The sequence below is a fragment of the Pseudomonas sp. B20 genome (genome assembly GCF_020515755.1).
GTDB classification, from domain to species: Bacteria; Pseudomonadota; Gammaproteobacteria; order Pseudomonadales; family Pseudomonadaceae; genus Aquipseudomonas; species Aquipseudomonas syringae.
Genome location: NZ_JAHPJG010000025.1, coordinates 37,519 through 61,756, shown reverse-complemented (window position 1 = coordinate 61,756; position 24,238 = coordinate 37,519). Strand labels below are relative to the sequence as shown.

Below are 24,238 nucleotides of genomic sequence, written 5' to 3'. Positions count from 1 at the left end.
TCATCCATTGCTTAGGGGGTTTTAAATGAGCAACTCAAACATCCAGGCCATCCGTGGTGACATGCCCAACGGCTTCAACCCTGCCAACGTCGATCGCCTCGACGTTGCTGCACGTGAACACATTCAGCGTCGGACCGATTTGCTGGGGCCTGCCTATCGGTTGTTCTATAACGAGCCGGTGGGGGTCGTGCGTGGCAAAGGGGCTTATCTGTACGACAAGGACGGCAACGAGTACCTGGATGCCTACAACAACGTGGTGTCGGTGGGGCATTGCCATCCGCGCGTTATCGCTGCCATCACTGAGCAGATGAATAAGCTGTGCAGCCACACTCGTTACATGCAGGACGGCATTCTTGACTACGCCGAACAGCTGCGCGCCACGGCGGACGGAGAGATGGGCGCCGACGGGCACTTGATGTTCACGTGCAGCGGTTCGGAAGCCAACGATCTTGCCATCCGCATTGCACGGCATCACACCGGCAATACGGGGGTCATCGTCACCGCCGAGGCCTACCACGGCAACTCGGCGACCGTGGCAGCCTTTTCGCCGTCGCTGGGTATCAATGCCAAGCTCGACCCGTTCGTGCGCCGGGTGCCTGCTCCGGACTCCTATCGCATCCCACGTGAAGCACTGGGTCGCTACATGGCCGACCAGGTGGCGGCGCAGATCCGCGATATCCAGCGCCATGGCGGCGGCGTCGCGGCGTTCATTGCCGACTGCCTGTTCTCGTCCGATGGCGTTTTCTGTGATCCGGTCGATGTATTCGGGCCGATCGCCGAGGTAGTGCGCAAGGCTGGAGGCTTGTTCATCGCCGATGAGGTCCAGTCAGGGTTCGGTCGCAGCGGCACGCATTTCTGGGGGCATCAGCGCCACGCGGTGGAGCCGGACATCATCACCATGGGCAAACCCATGGGTAACGGCTACCCGGTGGCGGGGTTGATGGTGCGTCCGGAGGTGGTCGCAAGCTTCGGTCGCGACATGCGCTATTTCAATACCTTTGGCGGCAACAGCGTGGCGATTGCGGCCGCCCAGGCGACGCTGGATGTCATTACCGAAGAGCAGTTGATGGCCAACGCCAACCGTGTGGGCAGCCTGATCATGGCGGGCCTTAAAGACCTGGCTGCGCGGTATGAGCAGATTGGCGACGTGCGAGGCACCGGCATGTACTTCGCCGTCGAGCTGGTAAAGGGCAGAGCCAGCAAAACGCCTGACATGCAGACCGCTCTGCGCCTGGTCAACCATCTGCGGGAAAAAAGGGTGCTCATTTCCGCCACCGGACCCGATGCGAGCATTCTGAAAATTCGCCCGCCCTTGATCTGGACAGCAAGGGAGGCGGGTCGCCTGCTTGACGCCTTGGAAAGCGCTTTTGCCGAGTTGTGAAGCCCACCCAGGCGCCTCGATAAAGTCTGCCGAGGCGGGCCTGTTAAACGGCGTTTTGTACCAGACAGCCCTGCGTTTAAGCGCTTATTTACGGCCTCATGGTGGTGTAATAAACCCATGAGGACCAGATGCTCGGCACACCACAGCGGTTTGCGCCGCAATGACCTCATCACTGATCAAGGACCGCATTCATGAGCGATCTTCGCCCCAAGTACATCACCTTCGACTGCTACGGCACATTGACCAACTTCAAAACCGCAGCCCTGACGCGGGATCTGTTTGCCGATCGCATACCGGTTGAGCGGATGGAACAATTCATCAAGGACTACGCGGCCTATCGCCTGGACCAGGTCATGGGTAGCTGGCTGCCTTATGACCAGATTCTCAAGATAGCCTTGGCGCGCACGTGCAAGCGTTGGGGCATCGAATACCGCGACGAAGGCCAGGTGTATTACGACGCCGTGCCGACCTGGGGGCCGCATCCTGATGTGCCGGCGGGCTTGGCGAAAATCGCTGGCAAGATTCCCCTGGTGATTTTTTCCAACGCCATGGACGAACAGATCATGTCAAACGTCGACAAGCTCGGCGCACCGTTTCACAAGGTCTTCACCGCCCAGCAGGCCCAGGCCTACAAGCCACGTCTGGCGGCGTTCGAATTCATGCTCGATAACCTGGGCTGCGGGCCAGAGGATGTGCTGCACGTTTCGTCGAGCTTCCGCTATGACCTGATGTCGGCCCACGACATGAAGATCAAGCACAAAGCCTTCGTGGCCCGGGGGCATGAACAGCCGGCCAATGCTGCTTTCGGCTACCACCAGATCGCGGATATCGGCGGGCTGGCCGGACTGGTCGGGCTCTAGCAACAGGTTTCTCTTTTGAACTCATGTGGATAACCAGAACATGCCAGCACCTTTAACTCCCGTGCATACCTCTGCAGATCTGCCGGCGGAGGCCGATGTGGTTGTGATCGGCGGCGGTATCATCGGCGCGTTTACCGCCTATTACCTTGCCAGGCGCGGCATGAAGATCGCACTGGTCGAAAAGGGCCGCATAGGCGCCGAGCAGTCAAGCCGTAACTGGGGCTGGTGCCGCCAGCAGAATCGCGATGCGCGTGAATTGCCGATGGCCACCAAAAGCCTGGAACTGTGGGAGCAATTCGCCGAGCAATCCGGTGAACAGACCGGCTTTACGCGGTGCGGCTTGCTCTACCTGAGCAACAACGACCAGGAGCTGGAAGGGTGGGCGCGCTGGGGCGAGTTTGCGCGTACCGTCAACGTGCAGACCCAGATGCTTACCGCCGAGCAGGCCGCCGAACGGGGCAGGGCAACAGGCAAGCCTTGGAAAGGCGGGGTGTTTGCGCCCACCGATGGCATTGCCGATCCTTCCCGCGCAGCCCCCGCAGTCGCGCGCGCGATCATGGCACTGGGCAGTAGCGTTCATCAGGACTGCGCCGTGCGGGGCGTCGAGACCGAAGGCGGTCGCTTGTCGGCAGTCGTCACCGAAAAAGGCACCATCCGCACCCGGCTCGCGGTGCTTGCCGCAGGCGCCTGGGCATCTTCGTTCTGTCGCCAGTATGGTATTCGCTTCCCGCAAGCGACGATTCGTCAGACCGTACTTTCGGTCACCGCACCGAGCCAGGAAATTCCCAGTGCGCTGCATACCACCGGCGCGTCCATGACCCGCCGCTTTGATGGCAGTTACACGCTGGCGATCAGTGGCCGGGGGCGAGTCGATATCACGCCGCAGTTGCTGAGGTTCTCTACACAATTCCTGCCAATGTTTCAGCGCCGCTGGCGCAACCTGGCGCCTGGGGGGCTGGAAGGCTGGCAAGCAGGCCACGAAAGCTTGAAGCGCTGGCGCCTGGACCAGCCCACGCCGATGGAGAGAATGCGCATTCTCGACCCAAGCGCTGACGCCTCTGCGGTTGCGCTGACTTACAAGCGCGCGGTGGAACTGGTGCCGGCACTGCAGGGTACGTCGATCAAGGCGTCATGGGCCGGTTACGTGGACAGTACGCCAGACGGCGTTCCCGGTATCGGCGAAATGTCCAGCCTGCCGGGGTTGGTGATCGCGGCCGGGTTCAGCGGGCATGGCTTTGGTATTGGTCCGGGCGCGGGTCATCTTATTGCCGATATTGTCAGCGGTGTGAGCCCCATTGTTGATCCGCGTCCTTATCATCCGGACCGCTTTCAAACGTCCGCCTGGGGCAAGGTGGCGGACTTTTGAGCTGAAGCTGGGGCGAGGGGGTGGATTTATTTCACCTTTTCAGTCTCGCGCATAAACTGCCCGAGTTCCTTGCTATAGAACTTCGCCATGCTCGTGGTGCCGTGACCACGAGTGTCGGCACTGGCGGGGATAAGTAATAGCCGTGCGTGCTTGAGTTCTTTCATCGAGGCCTGCATCAGGCCTGTTTCCGGTGGGATGCGCTCATCGTCCGCTGAATTGATGGCCAGCACCGGCGCCTGGATTTTCTTCAGACCGGGGGCTGCGTTGAAGTCGGCGGAAGATTGCCATTGGTAGATAAAGTCATTGGCGTCGGCGGTTTGTGCAGCGCCGAGACGTTCATCCACCAGTTTGTCGGCCTGAGCGCGGGTCGGGGCAGCCGCCTGATACGCCAGAGTACCGCCACTGGTAGCGATGCTGAACATCGCGTTGGCCAAGCGTAGGGACGGCGGTTGCGCGCTGTAGTTGCCGTTGTTCCAGGCCGGGTCTTGCTTGATTGACTCGACCAGCAAGCGGCGCATCATCCAGTTGCGGGATGACATTTCGGTGGGTTGGGACGCCATGGGCACCAGCGCATCCATCATCTGCGGCCAGTTCTGGCCCCACATCCAGGTTTGCATGCCGCCCATGGAGTTGCCGATGATCAGCCTCAGGTGCTTGATACCCAGGCCTTCGGTGACCAAGCGATACTGGGCTTGAACCATGTCGTCGTAGTTGTACGCCGGAAACCGAGTGCGCAAGCCGTCCGATGGTTTGCTTGACTGGCCTACGCCAATGCCATCGGTGGAAATGATGTAGTACTTGCTTGCATCCAGCGGCTGACCAGGGCCGAACAGCTCCCCGCCAAAATCCTTGCTCAGCATATCGCTGCCTGGCCGATAGGTGCCGTGCAGAAAGAGGATGGCGGGATTTTTGGGATTGCCAAGGGTGATGTAGTGCAGTTTGAGGTTGGCGAGTTTCTCACCGGTATGGAAGGTGAACTGCGGTGCAACCCAGTCGCCCTCGGTCGCGGCAGGTAACGGCGCGGCACTGACGGCGGAGGCCAGTAACGCTACAGAAAACAACAACCCGATCGCGGGACGTGAAATGAATCTATGCATGATTGTGTCCTATTATTTTTGTTTTAGGAGGTCCTGCGCTCCGATGCTTGCAGGAGATTGATTACTTGGCGCGCGTTTCGCTGGCCCTTGGGATGGTGCCACCGCGGCGCAATGTCCCCGGTGTCGATACATGGGATCTTGGTTCCCGTCCCGTTTTGTATTTTTTTCAGGGCGTCATGGATGTCGAAAGGATCATCGTCCAACGATCAGATAATGTTAAGTTAATTTTTATATAACATTACTTAACACCTTGGCGCAGCTTTATTTTGAAGAACAGGCTTGAAAAAAAGCGAGTTCGCGCGTTAGCGAGGGAGCGGTGGAGGGGGGTGAGTGAGTTGCGCCCGTAAGAGGATTGACTGGGCCAGAAGCCCAGTCAGCCCAGTCGAAGCGATGGAAACGCAGCTGAAAACCTCAAACGGTTTGACCGGAAGCAATGACCTTGCTCGGGATTTCGCCAGGACGTCAAATGCAATGGCTAAGGAAAATTAACCAGTAATAGTTTTCTTTAGTTATCCTCGCCAGCGATCACGATATGGCTATGTTCATCAGCATCATTGATTCTGCTAGAGCCTCTTCCAGTCAGATCAAACGAGATTACCAAGCCTGGCCGCATGTCTTTTGGTCCGTCAGTCTTGCTGTTGCTGAAATGGCCGGCACCGCCCCATACGATACTTTTGTTCGCGCAGACAGCGGAAGCCTCTCTTGAAGCCGCCGCATCCCACGCTACATTTAAAGCTAGCCTCTTTTTCATGTACAAAATTTTTGCATCGGCGTTTTAGGCTGATCTATCGCCATTCTTCTATCAATTCCTGAAACATAAATCCCTGCACGATGAGCACTGCACAGCGCCTCAGAAACCTTGTCTAGCCAAGCGTCTCCGTGTCGCCCCCATGATGCTTCCAGAAAGTGTTTGACAGCGCTTTTTCCATCGTTCAATGCTTCTCTGAATGCCGCGCCATCGGAGTGCTTTACAAACTCTACAGCCAGGTGGTCGACGCCTGCATTTTTAATGCTTTGCAGCTGACTCGGTTATGAGTTTAGATATGAAAAGCTTACCGTGCTCATCACCAAATCAGAGAGCTGTAGTGGTCTAAACCTTCGAGCACAACATCACGCTGGGCGACTATCGAAGCATGCAACCGATGCATCACCGGTCACCCATGCGCTTGAGGGCGTAGCCGCATGGGCGGGGCGGGGCGGGGCGCTTAAACTGTAATAGCCGCATTCAGGATCAACACCACAATCAATCCGACCACAGCCACAATGGATTGAACCACCGAGATCGTCTTCGTCGCTTCTCCCATTGTCATGCCAAAGGACTCCTTTACCATCCAGAAGCCTGCGTGATTTGCATAATTGAAAAACAGCGAACCGCAGCCGATGGACAATGCCAGCAAGGGCAGGTTAAGGCTGGGATCGGCCCCCGCAAGCGGCGCCAGCAAGCCCGCAGCGCCTACGATACCCACAGTTGCGGAACCTGTAGAGACCGAGAGCAACATCGCTATCAGCCAACCCAGGATCAACGGAGGGAAGGCAGACTGCTGGGTCAAGTGCACAATGGCATCGCCTACCTTGGCACTCGTCAGCAGCTCCTGAAATGCCCCGCCTCCAGCAATGATCATGATGATGGAGGCAATAGGTTTGAGGCTTTTACCCAGCGAATCGCGCAGCTTTTCAGCGTTGCCACCACGCGCCAGTACCAAGCTTGCGCCAGCGAAAAGCACGCCTAAGAGCATGGATATCAGAGGGTTGCCCACGAAACTGGCCATCTGCAGGATCGCATTGCCCTTGGGTAGCAGCATCTCGGCGACGGCATTTATCAGCATCAGGATCGCCGGTAGCAGGGCTGCCAGTGCGCCGAGCCAAACGCTGGGACGGTGTTGATTGTCGGCTTTTTCAGCCAGAGTAAACTGATCAAGTAATGCCTGGTCAGGCCTGGTGCTCATGCGCTTCGAAATGAACGCACCGTAAAGTGGTCCGCCCAGAATCATTGCTGGAATAGCCGCGATAAAGCCGTAGAGCATTGTCGGGCCTACTGAGGCTTTTAGCGCGGCGATGGCCGTCAACGGGCCAGGGTGCGGAGGTACCATGCCATGCATAGCGGCGAGCGCGGAAATCACAGGAACACCGACATAAACATATGCCGAGCCTTTGAAGCGAGCCTGGCTTTCCAGCTTTCGCGCCACACTGAATATCAGCGGTAGCATGATCACCAGACCCACTTCGAAAAACATGGGTATGCCAATTACAAACGCAACCATCATCATTGCCCAAGGAATCATGCGATCCGAGGTGCGCTTAAGGATGACCTCGGCTATTTGCTCCGTGACGCCAGCATCAGCCAGGATTTTGCCGAGCATCGCGCCAAGCGCAATTACGATCCCAACTGCCCCCAGTGTCTTTCCGGCACCAGTGATCAAATGAGCGACGATACTTTCGGGCTGCATTTGGGTGGCAAAGCCCACTCCAACGGAAACGATCAACAGGGCCAAAAGCGGGTGCATCTTGAGTCGTGACACGATCAGTGCCACCAGCACCAAGACGCTGACAAGCGCTGTCATTAGAAGTTGTATATCTAGGGTAGTCATGAAGAGGTCTCAGTAATGGGAGCGCTGAGGCTGTACTCAGCCTTGGAAAAAAGTCGTAACGCTGCCGAAGCACGCTAAAAATCAAGCTTGGGAGCATCCGCGTGCAAAGGCCGCATTAGGAAAGGCGAACACGCCGTATTCTGCTGCTATGCCAATGCTGTCAGGTAGTTTAGGTGTGGGGCGAATATGGGCGCGGGCACATGCAGCACCAAGGTTGAGGCCTTTGATGTCCGGCAAGCGAAGAGGTCGACGGACGAATGTGCGGCGCCCTTGTTGACGCTCCAGCAAACCTGCGTTGACCCGCGCATCTACCGCCTTGGGTACGATGCAGGTCGATAGCAGGTGTTCAGCTGAACGTGACGTCTCCGTAGGAATAGCTTCGCCGGAGCGCCCTTGGATGTTTGCAATCTGCTGAGCCAAGGGGTCATCAAAGCACTGGTAAAGGGGCAGACGGTTATCGTTGTGCACAGCATTCATTGAGTGATTCACCTTGTTATATAGTCATTTATATGAATCAAGGCGAAGTATTTGTCGGGCGATGAGAAATTGTCAAGAGTGGCCTTGTGGGTGTGGGTCGGGTCCCGGCAGCACTTGGTTCTTCACCATCAAGCGGGTGGTAGCTATCGAGTTCCGACAAACACCAGGCCGCGCGCTTTCGGAAAGCCTCAGCCGGGCAGGAGCTTCGTCGGCGCCTTGCACTGGGGCTTCGCCATGACCGCGCAAGACATGAAAGCCGAGCAGCGCAGCGGCCGGTTCATCCCGGTACGCTTGGTTAGCTGATGCAGCGCCAGCTTGTCGCGAAAGTACATCCGCCGAATTTTCCCCAACATTTCCATGCTGATCACCCTGTGTTCTCCTGCTCGGAAAGCGAGCAGAAGCAGTTGAACACCTGGGTCAGTTTTCGGTCAGCGGCAACACGCCAGCAGCATCAACAACGCTACCTGTAGCCTACGGTGTGTCGGGCGCTAGCATCCATGACTCCAACGCTCCGACCACGTAGTCCTCAACGCCAACACCTCCTGCATGCAGCTCAAGAACCTCGCGCGCCAAGGCCTTGTTATTCGTTACCGTTTCGGGGGAGTAGCCTCCAAAATACGAGCCTTGGCTAATGTGCGATGGACGCACGTTCACAATCGTCTGACGGGAGGTCGCTGGCGCCGTCTCCTCATTAAAATGAACGTTGATCTCAATGAGATAGAGCGACAATCCGTCCGGGTCTGCCCAAAATTTCGAGTGCAGCTTAAACCTGATTCTATCCGTTTCTTGAGGCTTTAATTCGTGGTGAATCTTTTTCTTGGCTACGCTTCCAGCCTTCTCGGAGAGAGAGATGTCATAGGTAGCTGAAACATCTACAATCCGGTGATTCCGGTCTGTCACGAGGTTCCAATGCTTAACCGTGTGGATTGAAATTTCCTTAACGAAAGCGACTTCAGAGCCCGAATTTCTCAGCTTCAGTTCGACTTCGGTAGCGAGATCATCCCGGTCTTTTTGATTGTCCTCGTCCTCATCAATCACCTCGTAGAAGTCGACAACCTTGAGGCTGTGAGCGGGCGGTGAAGGCTCAAATGAGTTCAGCACCTGCTTGATCTGGTCGTGCTCAAGCGAGAAGAGCTTGTTTTCCAATTGGCTTGCCAGAAACACTTCTGAGCGATCTAAGTCGTGTAGATGTTTCAGTTTATCAACGGCTTCGTAGATGTGAGGGGAGACGCCCTTGAACTTATCATTAACGACGAAGTAAAACTCTCGAACAGGTGATAGATAATTCCAAAACCTCTTCAACTTTTCAAAATCTTCAGACAGCTTACTAAGTGCGCTTTTCGTATTTTTTGCCAATGACTCAGGCGCGTAGGACTGATAGTAACGACCTTTCTTGGCCACCCAGCCGTCATTGCCTCGATCTCCAATATTGCCGTACGCCTTGATCGGTTGAAAATCCGGATCACTATAGGACATTATTTTGACGAACAAATCTTCGTATCTCTGACCATCTGATTCGTGAACCAGTAGTTTGAACGCAGTACGCATCTTACATCCTGTGCTGTGTTAATCATGTTGACGCTTTACAAGTGCTCCGAGCGACCAACATTGCTCAGCCTGTAGATCCAATCGTATCATATTAAAAAGGAGATTTTCATGCCTCTCCCAAGCCTAACCTTTTTTAGTATTCCTCGTGCGTAACGGTGATCTACTCACCGTCGAGCAGCACGTGGAAGTGCGCGAAAAATACCAACTCGATGTTTGCCAGGGTGGAAGAGTTTTGCCGAGCTCGCGGGATGTAACGGGTAACGCACCAGGAGAGGTATTACTTCAACAGCCGCAGGTACTGGCCACGCGTACGCAGGTCGATCTGCGGAAAAGGCGCTGTCGCAGCTGTGCCGATTCGGGCGACCAAATTATCGGCCTGACGGCCGCTTTGTAGCCAGATGGCGTAACCATCCAGCAAAGCCAGAATCGCCTCAAAGTGGCAGGCCAAGATGGCCTCATCGATATCCAGATCTCGGGTTTTGGCATAGGTGTAGAAAGCCTGGATCGCGCGCAGATGCGCCGCAGCAGTATTGTAAGCGCGGTGCTTGAGTTTGAGTTGGACGTAGATGAACGGAACGAGTATGGGCAACGGCGCTGCATTGACCTGAAGAGAAAAGGCACTGAATCAGCTTCATCGGCAGCCACCTCATTCAATGACTTGCCATGAACACGAGGTACATGGCCCGTTGAGAGAGTGGACGCCAGAAGCGGGTTTGTCGAATCAGTGGCTTGGGCAGCTCATGAACATCTATGACATGACCTGTCATTTAACATAATATACATTATGCGTAACAAGATGCTACGCAGCCTGGCCCAGTCCCACCGCATTTCAGAAGCCATGCAAACACTTCATCGCGGCGATTGATTCGCAGCTTCCGGTCCTTGCAAACAATCCCAGTGGCGACCGCGAAAAAGCAGAAGCTCGAACGTACTGCACGTTGATCTATCACGAGCCTGAAAACACTCAAGAGCGCGCTGGGGTCGAAAACCAGATCCAACCATGGGCTCCTGAACGCAAGAACCGGCTCTTCGCCGAGTCTTCGCAAGGCGGCAAACTCGCGTCTATGTGGACAGTATCCTGCGATGTATTTAGGGTTATCGTTCCCACGCAAACCAACCGACGAGAGCTTTATGCCCAACACACTGAGTTTTCACCAGGTTGATGTATTCGCCAGTAAGCCATTGGAAGGCAATGCCCTGGCAGTCGTATGCGACGCTGATGATCTGACCACCGAGCAAATGGCCGCGTTCGCACGTTGGACAAACCTCAGCGAGACTACATTTCTCATGCGTCCTACCCATCCTGATGCGGATTATCGTGTACGTATCTTTACTCCAATGCGTGAACTTCCCTTCGCTGGCCACCCTACCTTAGGCAGCTGTTACGTGTGGCTGGGGGATAATGGTTTTTCGCAAAGTAAAGAAGTCGTTCAGGAGTGTGGTGCAGGCTTAGTTAACATCCGCCGCGACGGCACTCGCCTGGCTTTCGCGGCACCACCATTGCTGCGTGGAGGTGCGGTTGAAGACGATGTTTTGCACCGCATCATCGATGGATTGGGTGTTGCACCTGACCGTATTATTGCGAGCCAATGGGCAGACAACGGTCCGGGTTGGGTTGTGGTAATGCTGCGCTCGCGTGAAGAATTGTTGGCAATACATCCAGACTATGCAGCACTGAACGGGTTAAACGTAGGCGCCTTTGCGCCTTGGATCGGGCGAGATGCAGGAGCTGATATTGAAGTTCGAGCCTTCATTAGTGACAGGTCTGCCGAAGACCCTGTTACTGGTAGCCTTAATGCCAGCCTTGCCCAATGGCTAATACCAGCCGGACTAATGCAAAAACGATATACCGTCAGCCAAGGTACGGCTTTGGGGCGTCACGGACGAATTCAGGTGGAACACATTGGCGAGCGCATCTGGGTTGGTGGGGAGGTTCAAAAATGCATTGCCGGTCGGGTCTCTTTTTAGCAGATGATTAAACATCAGGTCGAGCTGCCGAACAACCGCCCTCGCCCAGCCTTAAAACCCCTGAGATGGATAACTCAACTAAACAGTCATTTAGTTGAGTTATCCATCAACACCAACAAGCGCCCCTCTTGCACTTTACCCAGACATAAAACGCTCACCGGTTGACGATCAACTCTGAGGCGACTTTTCTCAGCATAAAGGTCTCACGCTGTATGGACTGCCCCATCGAAGATTCCTGGCGCTGCATAACAGCCTCATTGTGGGCAATGGCTTCAGTTACGCTGATCCAGACGGGCCGCATGCCATTGGCTATTTCATGGCTTTCCATCCTCACAGGCTCTAACTGGTGCGCGACTTCGCACAGGTAAAAATGCGAAGTCATGTGCATCAGATCATACTGGGGCTTCCAATAGGGCCGGTATTCTTCGATGTAACCATAATGCTGGAGCACCTGAATTTCACGAGCACCCGTCTCTTCTTCAAGTTCACGCTTCAGACCAGTAACAACGTCCTCGTCGGCATCCAGGCCGCCTCCGGGGAAACTGAAGTCGTTATAGCGCTCAGTGAACAGTAAAAGTATTTTTTCATCCCGCAATACGATGCCGCGTGCCGCATGGCGTCGGAATATTCTGCCCTGTGTGGACTTCAGTTCGGGATGAATGATTTCGGTAATGAGTTGCATGGGGTCTTCATTTCAAGTGAGCTGGAGAATTCGAAGCAGTTGTCTGCGTGATTGTACCCATAGCAAGTCAACAGCTGTGTCGGCCGAGCGTACGCAGATCCTCCAGCAACCGAACAAATTCGACAACGGCTGGAGCCATTGTTTGCTCCGTACGGGTAATAAGCCCAATCTGCCGAACAACACCCGGATGATCGACTGGCACTTTACTCAGGTCTCCCCGCCCATCGTCCGCTGACTCGGGAAGAAGCGTAATGCCCTGCCCCTGTCTGACCAAAGCAAGCACGGTAGACATGTAATTGGCTTCCAAGCCCGCAGATAAAGGCAGTTGCTCGTCAGCAAACACTCGCTCGACCAGATCGCGAACGCTGCTTTCCCTGCCGGTAAGAACGATCGGGAAACCAGCTATCTCGTTCAGTCTCACTGCGCGGCGATTCGCCAAGGGATGGTCTTTTGGAGCGAACAGGCACAACCGGTCTTCCAGGATGGCGTTGAACTCCAGCCCGTGGGTGGGCCGAGCCTGCACGCCTAATCCGAAATCCACTTCGCGCTCTAGTACAAGCGCGTCGATTCGCTGCGCGACGACATCTCGCAGCCTGACCTCGACACCGGGAAACCGTTCGCGAAACGTCTTCAACACTGCAGGCAGTACGCCGGAACACAGCGATGGCAAGGCGGCGATGCTGATCAAGCCGCGTCGTGAGGCTGCGATGTCCCGCGCGGCGTTAACGATGTTGTCCAGATCCAGCAGCAGTTTCTCCATGGGCAACAGCGCATTTTGCCCGGCGCCGGTCAGGCAGACATGGCGTGGGCTTCGTTCCAGCAAGGCAACGCCCAGCCAATCCTCCAGCTGCTGGATTTGCACGGTCAGTGCAGACGGCGACAAGTTGAGAGCGGCTGCAGCCTTGGAAAAACTGCCGGTCTGAGCGACTGACAGGAAGGCGCGAATGTGCTGGATCGAATTCTTCATTTTGTTTTTCCGAACATGATCCACTGAATATTTCAATTCACAGAGCATAGCGTCGTTGCTATTACTCTTGCAAAACAACAATAGGGTGTCTCGTCGCTGCCGCGCACAGGGATGCCAAAGAGGATCAGCCTATGCTCGCCACAGTTGGTGTGATAACCATCCTTGCCATGCTCGTCAGCATTATGAGCAAACGCATATCACCCCTGGTTGCCTTGATCGCCCTGCCGATCATTGCCGCCCTCCTCGCTGGTTTTGGTCTGCAAACCAGTGGCTTCATCATCACAGGCATCAAGAACGTTGCGCCCGTAGTCGGGATGTTTGTATTCGCCATCCTCTTCTTCGGCATCATGACGGATGCCGGCATGCTCGATCCGATCATCGATCGCATCCTCAAACGGGTCGGTACGCGGCCAACGCGCATCGTCATGGGCACCGCACTGCTGGCGCTGTTGGTGCATCTGGACGGCTCCGGCGCGGTAACCTTTCTCGTGACCATTCCCGCAATGCTGCCGTTGTACACGCGTCTTGGCATGGATAAACGCATACTGGCGTGCGTGACGGCGATGGCTGCGGGGGTCAACTTCCTGCCCTGGACGGGCCCGGTGTTGCGCTCTTCCGCCGCCCTTCACGTGCCGGTTTCGGATCTGTTTCAGCCGCTCATTCCGGTGCAGATCGTCGGACTGATCTTCGTCTTCACCTGCGCGTTTTTCCTGGGACGGCGCGAAGAGCGACGCCTGGGTCTGGGCCCCGAGAATCTTGATGTAAAACCCCACCAACGCGTGCTCAGCGATGCCGAGCGTGAACTGCGCAAGCCTCGGTTGTTCTGGGTCAACCTGCTGCTGACGCTGGTGGTGATGGGCGTGATGATCGCGGGGGTTGTCGATCCGGTGGTGATGTTCATGCTCGGCACCGTGATTGCCTTGTGCATCAACTACCCTGCAGTGGACGCACAACGGGCGCGTATCGACGCACACGCCAAAACAGCCCTGACAATGGCCAGTATTCTGCTGGCTGCCGGGGTGTTCACTGGAATCATGCAAGGCACCGGGATGCTGAAGGCCATGGCCGAAGTGGCCGTGGGCCAGATCCCGGCCGGGCACGGCAAGCTGATCCCGGTCGTCGTAGGCTTTATATCCATGCCCCTGAGCCTGCTTTTCGATCCGGACTCCTTCTACTTCGGCATCATGCCGGTGGTCGCCGAGGTCGGCAAAGCGCTCGGCGTCGACCCGATGCAGGTCGCGCAAGCGTCGCTGCTTGGCGTGCATACCACCGGGTTCCCGGTCAGCCCGTTGACGCCCGCAACCTTTCTGCTGGTCGGGCTGTGCAAGATCGAACTGGCCGACCATCAGCGCTTCACTATCCCTTTCCTGTTTGCGGCCTCGGTCATCATGACCCTGACCGCTATGGTCATAGGAGTTTTCTGAATGAAAACCATACGGATTGGTTCAGGGGCCGGTTATTCCGGCGACCGCATCGAGCCAGCGATCGAGCTGGCCGAGCATGGAGAACTGGATTACCTGGTATTTGAATGCCTCGCAGAACGTACCATTGCGCTCGCACAACAGTCGCGTCTGGCAAACCCATCAGCAGGCTACGATCCATTGCTGAGCGAGCGCATGCGCCGGGTCTTGCCTTTTGTGGGCAAAGGCGTTGACGGTACACGCCGCCGCTTGCGAATCATCACCAACATGGGGGCTGCAAATCCGCTTGGCGCCGCAAGCGAAATACGCCGGATAGCGAAAGAGCTTGGTCTGACCGGCTTGAAAGTCGCAGCGCTGACAGGCGATGACGTGCTCGCAGCCCTGCTGCAACAGCCCGATCAAACCCTCGACAACGGCAAGTCTCTGCGATCCATCGGCGACAGACTCATCTCGGCCAATGCCTATCTGGGCGCGGAAGGAATCATCCAGGCCTTGTGCGCCGATGCTGACGTGATCGTTACCGGTAGGGTCGCCGATCCGTCACTGTTTCTCGCACCGCAAATGTTCGAGTTCGGCTGGGCCGAGGACGATTGGGCATTGCTGGGCCGCGGGACCCTGGTCGGGCATTTGCTCGAATGCGCCGGCCAGGTCAGCGGCGGCTATTTCGCGGATCCCGGTTTTAAAGACGTCCCGGACCTCGACCGCCTGGGCTTCCCGCTGGCCGAGATAGATGCGGCAGGCAACGCCGTTATCAGCAAAGTGGCGGGTTCCGGTGGCCGCATTGATACCGCCACCTGCACCGAGCAGATGCTGTACGAAGTGCATGACCCTGCCTCCTACCTGACGCCCGATGTCAGCGCAGATTTCACTCATGCGGCCTTCGATTCCATCGCGAGAGACGAAGTACGCGTTCAGGGGGCGGACGGACGCGCACGTCCCGAGACGCTGAAGGTGTCAGTGGGTTTTCTCGATGGCTGGATCGGCGAAGGACAAATGTCCTACGGCGGCCCCGGCGCGCTGGCTCGCGGACAGTTGGCGAAGGACATCGTGCTCAAACGTCTGGCCCTGACAGGCGTGGAATGTGAGGACATTCGAGCCGAGCTGATCGGCGTTAACGCCTTGCATGGAAGTCACCTAGGAGCGCGAGCCGAGGGCGAGCCCTGGGAGGTACGCCTTCGGGTGGCCGCGCGTTGCGTGGATAAAAACGATGCGGTACGCGTTGGCAATGAAGTAGAAACCCTCTACACCAACGGCCCGTACGGCGGCGGCGGTGCGAGCAAGTCAGTCCGCCAGGTGGTCGCGGTGGCGTCACTGTTTGTGCCGAGAGACCACGTCAACCTGCACGTACACCTGGAGGACCTGACATGAACACCACCAAACTGCGGGACATCGCGCACACACGTACCGGTGACAAGGGTGACGTCTCGAATATCTCCATCGTTGCCTTTCACATCGACGATTATCCACGTCTGGCTGAGCTGCTGACGGTGGAGCGGGTCACTGAACACTTTGCCGAACTGCTGGACCTGAATGGCCACCCCGTAAGGCGCTACGAACTGCCGCGTGTAGGTGCGCTCAACTTCGTCCTGCCCGGCGTCCTGCGTGGCGGAGTCACACGGTCACTGGCGCTCGATGCCCACGGCAAGGCGCTGGGGGCCGCACTGCTCGATCTGGCCTTGGAGTGGCAAGCCGCGCCGGCCAATGCAACACTTCGGTCGCCCCCCTAGCGGCGCACTTTGGCGCACCCTGCACGCATTCATGCAACAAATCCGTACCCGTTGAAAAATTGGTTCACCCACCGGCGAACCAATCCTCTCAGCACGTCGCGTACCAGTCAGGCGGACCTTTGAACATTGGCCCGCCAGGCTTGATCGTCGCCAGTCGCTGGTCATCTTGTAGCTCAAAATCTACCGAACCAATTTTCATTGGCATCGCTCTTGCACCAGCCCTTTTGCCTGGAACCCCTGCCTGCGGGCAGCTCAGGGCCTCTTTTTTCGGTCTGGCGCGAGTACCACGATGCAAAGGTTCGACCCTGACATTCCCATCGACAACTCTTCGAAACTGGCGCTGGATGCGTTGCGCCAGATCGTTGCCCAGCATGCAGCCTTCCCCCAGCGGGCATTGCCTACCGAGCGCGATCTGGCAGCCGATTTCGGGGTTAGCCGCCGCGCAGTTCGTCGCGCCCTATCGGTGCTGGAGGCCGAAGGCCAGGTCTGGCGCCGACAGGGTAAAGGGACTTTTGTCGGACCGACGCCACCCAGCGCCGCCATGAGCTTCGCGCGGCTTTCCGGCCGGACCAATTTCACCGAGGTCATGGAAGCGCGTCTGCACCTGGAACCGGCACTTGCCTCACTGGCAGCGGTACGGGCCAATGGTGAACAGATGGCGATTCTGCGCCGCCTCGCCGAGCGCACCACTCGCCAGCAGGTCGCCGAGCAGACCGATGCCGAGGGCATCGAGCTGTGGGACAGCGCCCTGCACCGCGCCATTGCCGAAGCGGCGGGTAACCGGCTCATGCTGGACATCTTCGAAATGCTCGATGCGATCCGTCTGGACCCGGCCTGGCGCGACTTGCGTCACCGGGCGCGCAATGCCGATCGCCTCGACACTTACAGTCATGATCACGACGACATCGTCAGCGCCATTGAAAGCCGCGATCCGATCAAGGCTGCCACCGCCATGCGCGGCCATTTACGTGCGCTGCAACAGGCACTGAACACCGTCATCAACCAAGACCTGGAGGCCAGCCTATGAGCGCCACTGCCCACCTCACAGAAAACGGCGACGGCACGGTGCTCAGCATCAGCGACCTGACCGTCCGCTTTGCCGGTGCGCCCGCCAATGTTGTCGACGGCGTATCGTTTTCCGTCAAGCGCGGCAAGACCCTGGCCATCGTCGGCGAGTCCGGCTGCGGCAAGAGCGTGACCTCAATGGGCCTGATGGGCCTGTTGCCGACCACGGCCAAGGTAGGCGCCAGCGACTCGCTGCTGATCGATGAAGCCTTGCTGGGCATGTCCGAAGAGCGGCTGCTGGACGTGCGCGGTAACCGCATGGCGATGATCTTCCAAGAGCCGATGACCTCCCTCAATCCGGTCTTCACCATTGGCGAGCAGATCGCTGAAAGTGTGATGCGTCATCAGGGCCTTTCAGACAAGGCTGCCCGCCAGCGGGCTCTGGACATGCTGGAAAAAGTCCGCGTGCCGGACGCTCGCCAGCGGCTGGACGCCTACCCGCATGAACTCTCGGGAGGCATGCGGCAACGGGCCATGATTGCCATGGCGCTGGCCAATGACCCGGCGCTGATCATAGCGGACGAACCGACGACTGCGCTGGACGTGACCATTCAGGCGCAAATTCTCTCGCTGATCGCCAACCTGCAGACCGAGACCGGCACTGCGATGATTCTGATCACCCACGATCTGGGCGTGGTTGCCGAAGTCGCCGATGAGGTCATGGTCATGTACGCCGGACGCGTCGTGGAAAGCGGCCCGGTGAAAACCCTGTTCGACGATCCGCAGCATCCGTACACCATCGGCCTGATGGGCTCGATGCCCTCGATCGGTCCTCGTGAAGGCCGCCTGGCAACAATCAATGGGCGAGTACCGACGCCGGCAGAAATGCCAAGTGGTTGCCGCTTCGCCGGACGCTGCCCGTTCGTGATCCAGCAATGCAGAGACGAACGCCCGCCGCTGCTTGAGTTGTCTCCCGGACACTTCGCCGCGTGCATCCGTGCGCCTTTGGAACAGCATGTGGGAGTCAGTGCGTGAACCTTTCCGAACCAGACATCACCGGGCGCGTCAGCCCCGACAGCAACGCGCAGAAACCCATTCTGGAGGGCATCGGCCTGAGCAAGCACTTTGCCGTGGAAAGCGGTCTTTTGCAGCCGAAGAAGCCACCGGTACAGGCCGTCAATGAGGTCAACCTGTCGGTCCGCAAAGGCGAGACGCTGGCACTGGTAGGCGAGTCCGGCTCGGGCAAATCCACGCTTGGCCGCTTGCTGCTCAACCTGCTGCAACCGACTGCGGGTGACGTGATCTACGAGGGCCGCAACCTCGCCAACCTGACACCGGAAAAGCTGCGTCAGGTACGCCGTGACCTGCAGATCATCTTTCAGGACCCGTTCGCCTCGCTGAATCCACGCATGACCGTGGAATCCATCGTTGGCGAACCGATCTGGCTGCACAGCCAGGCCAGCCGCAGCGACCGTCAGGCGAGGGTCGCCGAGTTGCTGCGCACGGTAGGCCTTGCTCCGGAACACGGCGGTCGGCATCCCCATGAATTCTCTGGTGGTCAGCGCCAGCGCATCGGCATCGCCCGCGCGCTGGCTTCCGAGCCGCGCTTGATCCTCGGTGACGAACCGGTCTCGGCGCTGGACGTTTCGGTGCAGGCACAAGTGGTCAACCTGCTCGAAGACCTCAAGCATCAATTCGGCCTGACCCTGGTGATTGTTGCCCATGGCCTGGCCGTGATTCGCCATATGAGCGACCGCGTAGCAGTGATGTACCTGGGTGAAATCGTCGAACTGGCGCCGGTCGACGCGCTGTTCGAAAACCCGTTGCACCCTTATACCCAAGCGCTGATGGCCGCCGTGCCGGTCAGCCACCCTGACCTGCGCCAGCCACGTCCGTTACTCGGCGGCGATATGCCCAGCCCCAGCCGCCCGCCTTCAGGCTGCCGCTTTCATACCCGTTGCCCGCACGCCCGTGCGCTGTGCAAGGAGGCTGCGCCGGTCATGGAAACCGTCGAGGCCGACCGCCAGGTCGCCTGCCACTTCTGGCGCGAAATCGCCAACGCAGGCAGCGCCACGCTGATCCTTCTGACACCCAGCGCTGCCTATACGCAGCGCCTGAATCTGTTCAAGCACCATCAATCCCTTGCAGTGGAGAGCCAGCCATGAAAATCGCACACGTCGTGACAGGAACATTGTTATTGCTGGCCGCCAACGCTGCCTTCGCCGAATCGACGTTGCGCATCGGCATTCAGGACGATCCCGATGTGCTGGATCCGCATCGTTCGCGCACCTACTCCGGCCGTCTGGTGTACACCGCGCTGTGCGACAAACTGGTGGACGTCAACCCGGACCTGACCTACTCGCCGCAACTGGCCACTGCCTGGAACTGGAGCGAAGACGGTAAAACCCTGACCATGACGTTGCGCGAAGGCGTGACGTACCACGATGGCGAACCTTTTGATGCCGCCTCGGTGAAGTTCAACCTCGACCGCGCCCGCACCCTCCCCGACTCCCTGCGCAAAAGCGAGCTGGCCTCGGTGGACAGCGTCGAGGTGATAGACGCAAAAACCGTCGCCATCAAGCTCAAGCAAGCCGATGCCACGCTGGTTTCACAGCTGTCGGACCGTGCCGGGATGATGCTCGCGCCGAAAGCCGCGCAAGGCGAGTTCGCCTCCAACCCGGTCTGCTCCGGCCCTTACAAATTCGTCCAGCGCGTGCAGCAGGATCGAATCGTGCTGGAGCGTTTTGACAACTACTGGAATAAACAGGCGTATCACTTCGACAAAGTGGTGTTCCTGCCGATTCCGGACACCTCGGTGCGCCTGGCCAACCTGCGCTCCGGCGACCTGGACATCATCGAGCGTGTTGCGCCAACCGATGTGAAAACCGTCAAGTCCGACAGCAAGCTGGCGATCTACAACACACCGGGCCTGGGCTACATGCAGCTGATGTTCAACATCGGCAACGGCGAAAAAGCCAACTCGCCGATGGGCAAGGACAAGCGCGTACGCAAGGCCTTTGAGCTGTCCATCGACCGCGACGCGATTAATCAGGTGGTGTTCGAGGGTCTGTACGCGCCAAGCGCTCAGCCGTTCCCGAAAAACAGCCCGTATTACGACAAGGAACTGCCGATCCCGGCTCGCGATATCGAGAAAAGCAAGGCGCTGCTGGCGCAGGCCGGCGTGAAACTACCGTTGGCGGTGGACCTGAAAGTGGCCAACAACCCCATCGCGCAACAGGTCGGGCAGATCATTCAGGCCATGGCTGAAGAAGCGGGCTTCAAGGTCAACCTGATTGCCACTGAATACGCGACGATGCTCAGCGAACAGGCGAGCGGCAACTTCCAGATCGGCATGAGCGCCTGGTCGGGCCGTCCTGATCCGGATGGCGATATCCATCAGTTCGTGACCTGCAAAGGCGGCCAGAACGACGGCAAGTACTGCAACGCCAGGCTGGACGAACTGCTCAACAAGGCGCGCACCGTGAACGACGTTGCACAACGCCAGGCACTCTACAACGACGCGCTGCGCTTGCTGGCCGATGAAGTACCGACCGCCTACCTGTATTTCGACCCGCGAATCATTGCCATGCGTAACAACGTGACCGGTTTCGTCCCTAACCCGGATGGTCTGATTCGTCTGAACAATGTCGCGTTCAAACCATGACTGACGGGCGCACCTGCGAGGTTCCGGTATGCTGATGTTCATCCTGCGACGCCTGCTCAGCTCGATCCCGACGCTGATTCTGGTTTCGCTGTTCGTCTTCACCCTGCAGAAGCTGCTGCCGGGTGACCCGGTGCTGGCCATGGCCGGGGAAGAGCGCGATCCGGCGGTCATGGAATACCTGCGCGACAAGTACCGGCTCGATGACCCGATCCCGTTGCAGTACCTGAACTGGGTCGGCAACGTGCTGACCGGCGACCTGGGCACATCGCTGCGCACCGAGCAACCGGTAACCACGCTGCTGGCGTCGAAACTGCCGGTGACTATCGAACTGGCCGTGCTGGCCCTGCTGATTGCGCTGTTGATCGGCATTCCCACCGGGATCATTTCGGCGGTGCGCAAAGGCTCCGCCGTGGATTACGGGGCCAACGTGGTGGCGCTGTCGGGGATTTCCATTCCGCACTTCTGGCTGGGCATTCTGCTGATCATGGTTTTTGCGGTGAAACTGCAGTGGCTGCCCGCCTCCGGCTTCGTGCCGATGGGCGAGGATTTCGGGCAAAACCTGAAGACCCTGATCCTGCCAGCGTTCGTATTGGGTGCAGGGCTTTCAGGGATTCTCATGCGCCACACCCGCAGCGCCATGCTGGAAGTACTGCGCGCTGACTACGTCCGCACCGCCCGGGCCAAGGGCCTATTCCCGCGCACGGTGATTCTCAAGCATGCGCTGCGCAACGCGTTGATGCCGATCATCACCCTCACGACATTGCTGTTCGGCGAGTTGCTCGGCGGTGCGGTGTTGACCGAGCAGGTGTTCAGCATTCCGGGATTCGGCAAGATGATCGTCGACGCCGTGTTCAACCGTGACTACGCCGTGGTGCAAGGCGTGGTGTTGTGCGTCGCAATTGGCTTCCTGATGTTGAACCTGCTGGCCGACGTGCTTTATCGCCTGATCAACCCACGTCTGAGGACTGCCTGATGACCGCTATTGCCAGCCTCTCGCACAGCGCGATACTGCCCCGCAGTCGCTCGCCTTTTCTGAAGAAATTCCTGGCCAACAAAGGCGCGGTACTTGGCGCGGCGGTGTTGTTGCTGTTTGTCCTGGCGGCGGTTCTGGCGCCCTGGATTGCGCCCCATGATCCGCTCAAAGCCAACTTCCTCGCGGTACGCAAGGCGCCCTCATTGATCTACTGGATGGGCACCGACGAACTGGGGCGCGATCTGTTCTCGCGCTTGCTGTATGGCGCCCGCAGCTCGCTGCTGGCCGGTGGTGTTTCGGTGGCCATCGCCATGTTTATCGGCGTGCCGCTGGGTCTGCTGGCCGGGTACTTTGGCGGCAAGCTGGACATGATCATTTTGCAAGTCATGGAAGCGCTGCTGTCCTGCCCATTTCTGGTGCTGGCCATCGCTTTGGGTGCCTTTCTCGGCCCCAGCCTGACCAACGCGATGATCGCCATCGGCCTGTCCGCGATGCCGATCTTTGCCCGACTGACCCGCGGCCAGGTGCTGTCGATCAAGCACGAGGATTACCTCGAAGGTGCGCGCGCCATCGGTCTGCCGGATCGCTGGATCATCCTGCGTTACGTACTGCCCAACGTGATGTCGCCACTGGTCGTGCAGGCAACGCTGACCATCGCCTCGGCGATTCTGGCCGAAGCCAGCCTGTCGTTTCTCGGCCTGGGCCAGCAACCGCCGTCGCCGTCCTGGGGCTCGATGCTCAATACTGCGAAGAATTTCATGGAGCAGGCTCCGTGGATGTCGATTGCGCCAGGTGTGGCGATCTACATCACGGTCCTGTGTTTCAACCTGCTGGGTGACGGCCTGCGCGATGCGCTGGACCCCAAGGGCTAAACCTTTCGTCTTCTGCCAAAGAGAAACGCTTATGTTCGATGATCTGGATTACAACCAACCGTATGCGTCGGCCCGCTCGCCGGTGATGGGCAACAACATGGTCGCCTGCTCTCAGCCATTGGCCGCTCAGGCCGGGCTGGACATGCTGCGCCTTGGCGGCAATGCGGTCGACGCCGCCATCGCCGCGGCCATGGTGCTGACCGTGGTCGAGCCCACCGGCTGCGGAATCGGCAGCGATGCCTTTGCCATCGTCTGGGACGGCAGCAAGCTGCAAGGCTTGAACGCTTCCGGCCGCGCGCCACAAGCCTGGACACCGGAATACTTCGCAGGCCAGAGCCAGATGCCGCAACGCGGCTGGCCTGCGGTCAGTGTGCCGGGTGCAGTTTCGGCCTGGGTGGAGCTGTCAGCGCGCTACGGCAAACTGCCCTTCGCGACCCTGGCCGAACCGGCGATTGGCTATGCCCGCGACGGCTATCAGGTCACGCCGATTATCGCCGAATTGTGGAAACGCGGCGCGCATCTGCTCAAGGACCAACCGGGCTTTGCCGAGTGCTTCATGCCGGATGGCAAGGCCCCCATGGCCGGAGAAAAAATCCGGCTCAAGGACCACGCCCGTACGCTGGAACTGATCGCGCAGACCAAAGGCGAGGCGTTCTATCGCGGCGAACTGGCGCAAACAATCATTGCCCATGCCAACGCCAATGGCAGCGTGATGAGTCTCGACGACCTGGCGACGCACACCGTGGACTGGATCGACACCCTGTCGGTGCCATACGCAGGCGCTGTCGTGCATGAACTCCCGCCAAATGGCCAGGGCATTGCCACCCTTGCCGGCCTGACCATGCTCGAGGCACTGGGCGTCGGCGAGCACCCGGTGGACAGCCTCGAGACGGTTCACCCGGTGCTGGAAGCAATGAAACTGGCCCTGGCCGACCTCGACGAACATGTCGCCGACAGCGAGCACATGCGCGTGCCCTCAGCCGATTTGCTGGGCCAGGCTTACCTGACGGAACGCGCAGGGCTGATCACCGATCAGGCCGCCAATCCCGGGCACGGCTCGCCAAAACCGGGTGGCACGGTGTACCTGTCGGCAGCGGATGAAAGCGGCATGATGATCTCGTTCATCCAGTCCAACTACATGGGCTTCGGTTCGGGTGTGGTTGTACCCGGTACGGGCATCAGCATGCAGAACCGCGGCGCGGGCTTCTCGCTGGATCCGCAACACGTCAATTACGTCGCGCCGCGCAAACGCCCTTTCCACACCATCATCCCCGGTTTTGTCATGAATGCCGACGGCACGCCGCTGATGTCCTTCGGTTTGATGGGCGGCCCGATGCAGGCGCAGGGTCATTTGCAGATGATGATTCGCATCCTGCGCTACAAACAGAACCCGCAAGCCGCTGCCGACGCACCGCGCTGGAGAATCGAAGCCGGCCTGAAAGTCGCCGTGGAGCGTGCGTTTGACCCCGAAGTGGTGAAAGCACTACGCGCCAAAGGTCACGACATCGATGTCGAAGAGCCAAGCGGCGTGTTTGCCTTCGGCGGTGCGCAGATTATCCAGCGCACCGCGCATGGATACGTGGGCGGGACCGATCCGAGGAAGGACGGAACGGTCGCAGCGTATTGAGCGACCGCGATATCC

The 24,238-nt window shown here is 58.4% G+C and carries 24 protein-coding genes; 14 read left to right on the top strand and 10 right to left on the bottom strand.

Features of this window, described 5'->3' with window-relative positions; all coding sequences use genetic code 11:
- Positions 1–25: 25 nt before the first annotated feature.
- The 3 genes from LIX91_RS22060 (at position 26) to LIX91_RS22050 (ending at position 3,607) form a co-directional block, all read left to right on the top strand.
- Positions 26–1,381 (top strand): aspartate aminotransferase family protein, encoded by a 1,356-nt coding sequence (locus tag LIX91_RS22060; RefSeq protein WP_226489151.1) that lies wholly within the window; start codon positions 26–28, stop codon positions 1,379–1,381.
- Between the two features lie 191 nt (positions 1,382–1,572).
- Positions 1,573–2,241, top strand: a complete 669-nt coding sequence (locus LIX91_RS22055; protein ID WP_046269344.1) for a haloacid dehalogenase type II — start codon at positions 1,573–1,575, stop codon at positions 2,239–2,241.
- Positions 2,242–2,281: 40 nt separating this feature from the next.
- On the top strand, positions 2,282–3,607 hold the full coding sequence (locus tag LIX91_RS22050; RefSeq protein ID WP_226489150.1) for an NAD(P)/FAD-dependent oxidoreductase: 1,326 nt from the start codon (positions 2,282–2,284) through the stop codon (positions 3,605–3,607).
- Positions 3,608–3,633: 26 nt separating this feature from the next.
- On the opposite strand, the gene LIX91_RS22045 is transcribed toward LIX91_RS22050, so the two are convergent.
- The 8 genes from LIX91_RS22045 to LIX91_RS22020 form a co-directional block, all read right to left on the bottom strand.
- Positions 3,634–4,704, bottom strand: coding sequence for an alpha/beta fold hydrolase (locus tag LIX91_RS22045; RefSeq protein WP_100071827.1), 1,071 nt, complete (start codon positions 4,702–4,704; stop codon positions 3,634–3,636).
- 505 nt (positions 4,705–5,209) lie between these two features.
- A complete protein-coding gene (locus LIX91_RS25950; RefSeq protein WP_371675331.1) occupies positions 5,210–5,455 on the bottom strand; it encodes a hypothetical protein in 246 nt (81 codons plus the stop codon).
- The gene (locus LIX91_RS25945) at positions 5,452–5,691 is read right to left on the bottom strand and encodes a hypothetical protein (protein WP_371675494.1); all 240 of its coding nucleotides are present in this window, start codon (positions 5,689–5,691) and stop codon (positions 5,452–5,454) included. The genes LIX91_RS25950 and LIX91_RS25945 overlap by 4 nt, the downstream gene beginning before the upstream one ends.
- A 218-nt stretch (positions 5,692–5,909) precedes the next feature.
- Positions 5,910–7,292, bottom strand: a complete 1,383-nt coding sequence (locus LIX91_RS22040) for a GntP family permease (protein WP_032698529.1) — start codon at positions 7,290–7,292, stop codon at positions 5,910–5,912.
- An 81-nt stretch (positions 7,293–7,373) separates the two neighbouring features.
- Entirely contained in the window at positions 7,374–7,769 is a 396-nt protein-coding gene (locus LIX91_RS22035; RefSeq protein ID WP_226489149.1) for a hypothetical protein, read from the bottom strand.
- Between the two features lie 188 nt (positions 7,770–7,957).
- Positions 7,958–8,137 carry a hypothetical protein gene (locus LIX91_RS22030; protein WP_226489161.1) on the bottom strand — a complete coding sequence of 60 codons (180 nt, stop codon included), beginning with the start codon at positions 8,135–8,137 and terminating at the stop codon, positions 7,958–7,960.
- A 103-nt stretch (positions 8,138–8,240) separates the two neighbouring features.
- Positions 8,241–9,317: a hypothetical protein gene (locus LIX91_RS22025; RefSeq protein ID WP_103695835.1), complete on the bottom strand. Its 1,077-nt coding sequence runs from the start codon at positions 9,315–9,317 to the stop codon at positions 8,241–8,243.
- 277 nt (positions 9,318–9,594) lie between these two features.
- A complete protein-coding gene (locus tag LIX91_RS22020) occupies positions 9,595–9,906 on the bottom strand; it encodes a hypothetical protein (protein ID WP_226489148.1) in 312 nt (103 codons plus the stop codon).
- A gap of 542 nt (positions 9,907–10,448) precedes the next feature.
- On the opposite strand from LIX91_RS22020, the gene LIX91_RS22015 reads away from it, so the two are divergent.
- Positions 10,449–11,285, top strand: coding sequence for a PhzF family phenazine biosynthesis protein (locus tag LIX91_RS22015; protein WP_074954959.1), 837 nt, complete (start codon positions 10,449–10,451; stop codon positions 11,283–11,285).
- Between the two features lie 154 nt (positions 11,286–11,439).
- Here LIX91_RS22015 and LIX91_RS22010 read toward each other — a convergent pair whose 3' ends face one another.
- Positions 11,440–11,967, bottom strand: coding sequence for an NUDIX hydrolase (locus LIX91_RS22010; RefSeq protein ID WP_226489147.1), 528 nt, complete (start codon positions 11,965–11,967; stop codon positions 11,440–11,442).
- Between the two features lie 67 nt (positions 11,968–12,034).
- Complete coding sequence (locus tag LIX91_RS22005; protein ID WP_046237778.1) at positions 12,035–12,934, bottom strand: LysR family transcriptional regulator; 900 nt, start codon at positions 12,932–12,934, stop codon at positions 12,035–12,037.
- 131 nt (positions 12,935–13,065) lie between these two features.
- Between LIX91_RS22005 and LIX91_RS22000 the strand changes: the two genes are divergently transcribed.
- From LIX91_RS22000 to LIX91_RS21955, 10 genes are all read left to right on the top strand, one after another.
- Complete coding sequence (locus tag LIX91_RS22000) at positions 13,066–14,358, top strand: CitMHS family transporter (RefSeq protein ID WP_003416743.1); 1,293 nt, start codon at positions 13,066–13,068, stop codon at positions 14,356–14,358.
- A complete protein-coding gene (locus tag LIX91_RS21995) occupies positions 14,359–15,723 on the top strand; it encodes an acyclic terpene utilization AtuA family protein (RefSeq protein ID WP_226489146.1) in 1,365 nt (454 codons plus the stop codon). It begins immediately after the preceding gene.
- Positions 15,720–16,082 carry a hypothetical protein gene (locus LIX91_RS21990; protein WP_226489145.1) on the top strand — a complete coding sequence of 121 codons (363 nt, stop codon included), beginning with the start codon at positions 15,720–15,722 and terminating at the stop codon, positions 16,080–16,082. Before LIX91_RS21995 ends, LIX91_RS21990 begins: the two co-directional genes overlap by 4 nt.
- Before the next feature lie 289 nt (positions 16,083–16,371).
- Entirely contained in the window at positions 16,372–17,109 is a 738-nt protein-coding gene (locus LIX91_RS21985) for a FadR/GntR family transcriptional regulator (protein WP_003401136.1), read from the top strand.
- The gene (locus LIX91_RS21980) at positions 17,106–18,122 is read left to right on the top strand and encodes an ABC transporter ATP-binding protein (RefSeq protein WP_050511487.1); all 1,017 of its coding nucleotides are present in this window, start codon (positions 17,106–17,108) and stop codon (positions 18,120–18,122) included. The genes LIX91_RS21985 and LIX91_RS21980 overlap by 4 nt, the downstream gene beginning before the upstream one ends.
- On the top strand, positions 18,119–19,252 hold the full coding sequence (locus tag LIX91_RS21975) for an ABC transporter ATP-binding protein (RefSeq protein WP_226489144.1): 1,134 nt from the start codon (positions 18,119–18,121) through the stop codon (positions 19,250–19,252). Before LIX91_RS21980 ends, LIX91_RS21975 begins: the two co-directional genes overlap by 4 nt.
- Positions 19,249–20,751: an ABC transporter substrate-binding protein gene (locus tag LIX91_RS21970; protein WP_226489143.1), complete on the top strand. Its 1,503-nt coding sequence runs from the start codon at positions 19,249–19,251 to the stop codon at positions 20,749–20,751. The genes LIX91_RS21975 and LIX91_RS21970 overlap by 4 nt, the downstream gene beginning before the upstream one ends.
- Before the next feature lie 28 nt (positions 20,752–20,779).
- Entirely contained in the window at positions 20,780–21,724 is a 945-nt protein-coding gene (locus LIX91_RS21965; protein ID WP_003410573.1) for an ABC transporter permease, read from the top strand.
- Positions 21,724–22,596, top strand: a complete 873-nt coding sequence (locus tag LIX91_RS21960) for an ABC transporter permease (protein WP_226489142.1) — start codon at positions 21,724–21,726, stop codon at positions 22,594–22,596. Before LIX91_RS21965 ends, LIX91_RS21960 begins: the two co-directional genes overlap by 1 nt.
- A 31-nt stretch (positions 22,597–22,627) precedes the next feature.
- Complete coding sequence (locus tag LIX91_RS21955) at positions 22,628–24,223, top strand: gamma-glutamyltransferase family protein (protein WP_226489141.1); 1,596 nt, start codon at positions 22,628–22,630, stop codon at positions 24,221–24,223.
- Positions 24,224–24,238 lie beyond the last annotated feature (15 nt).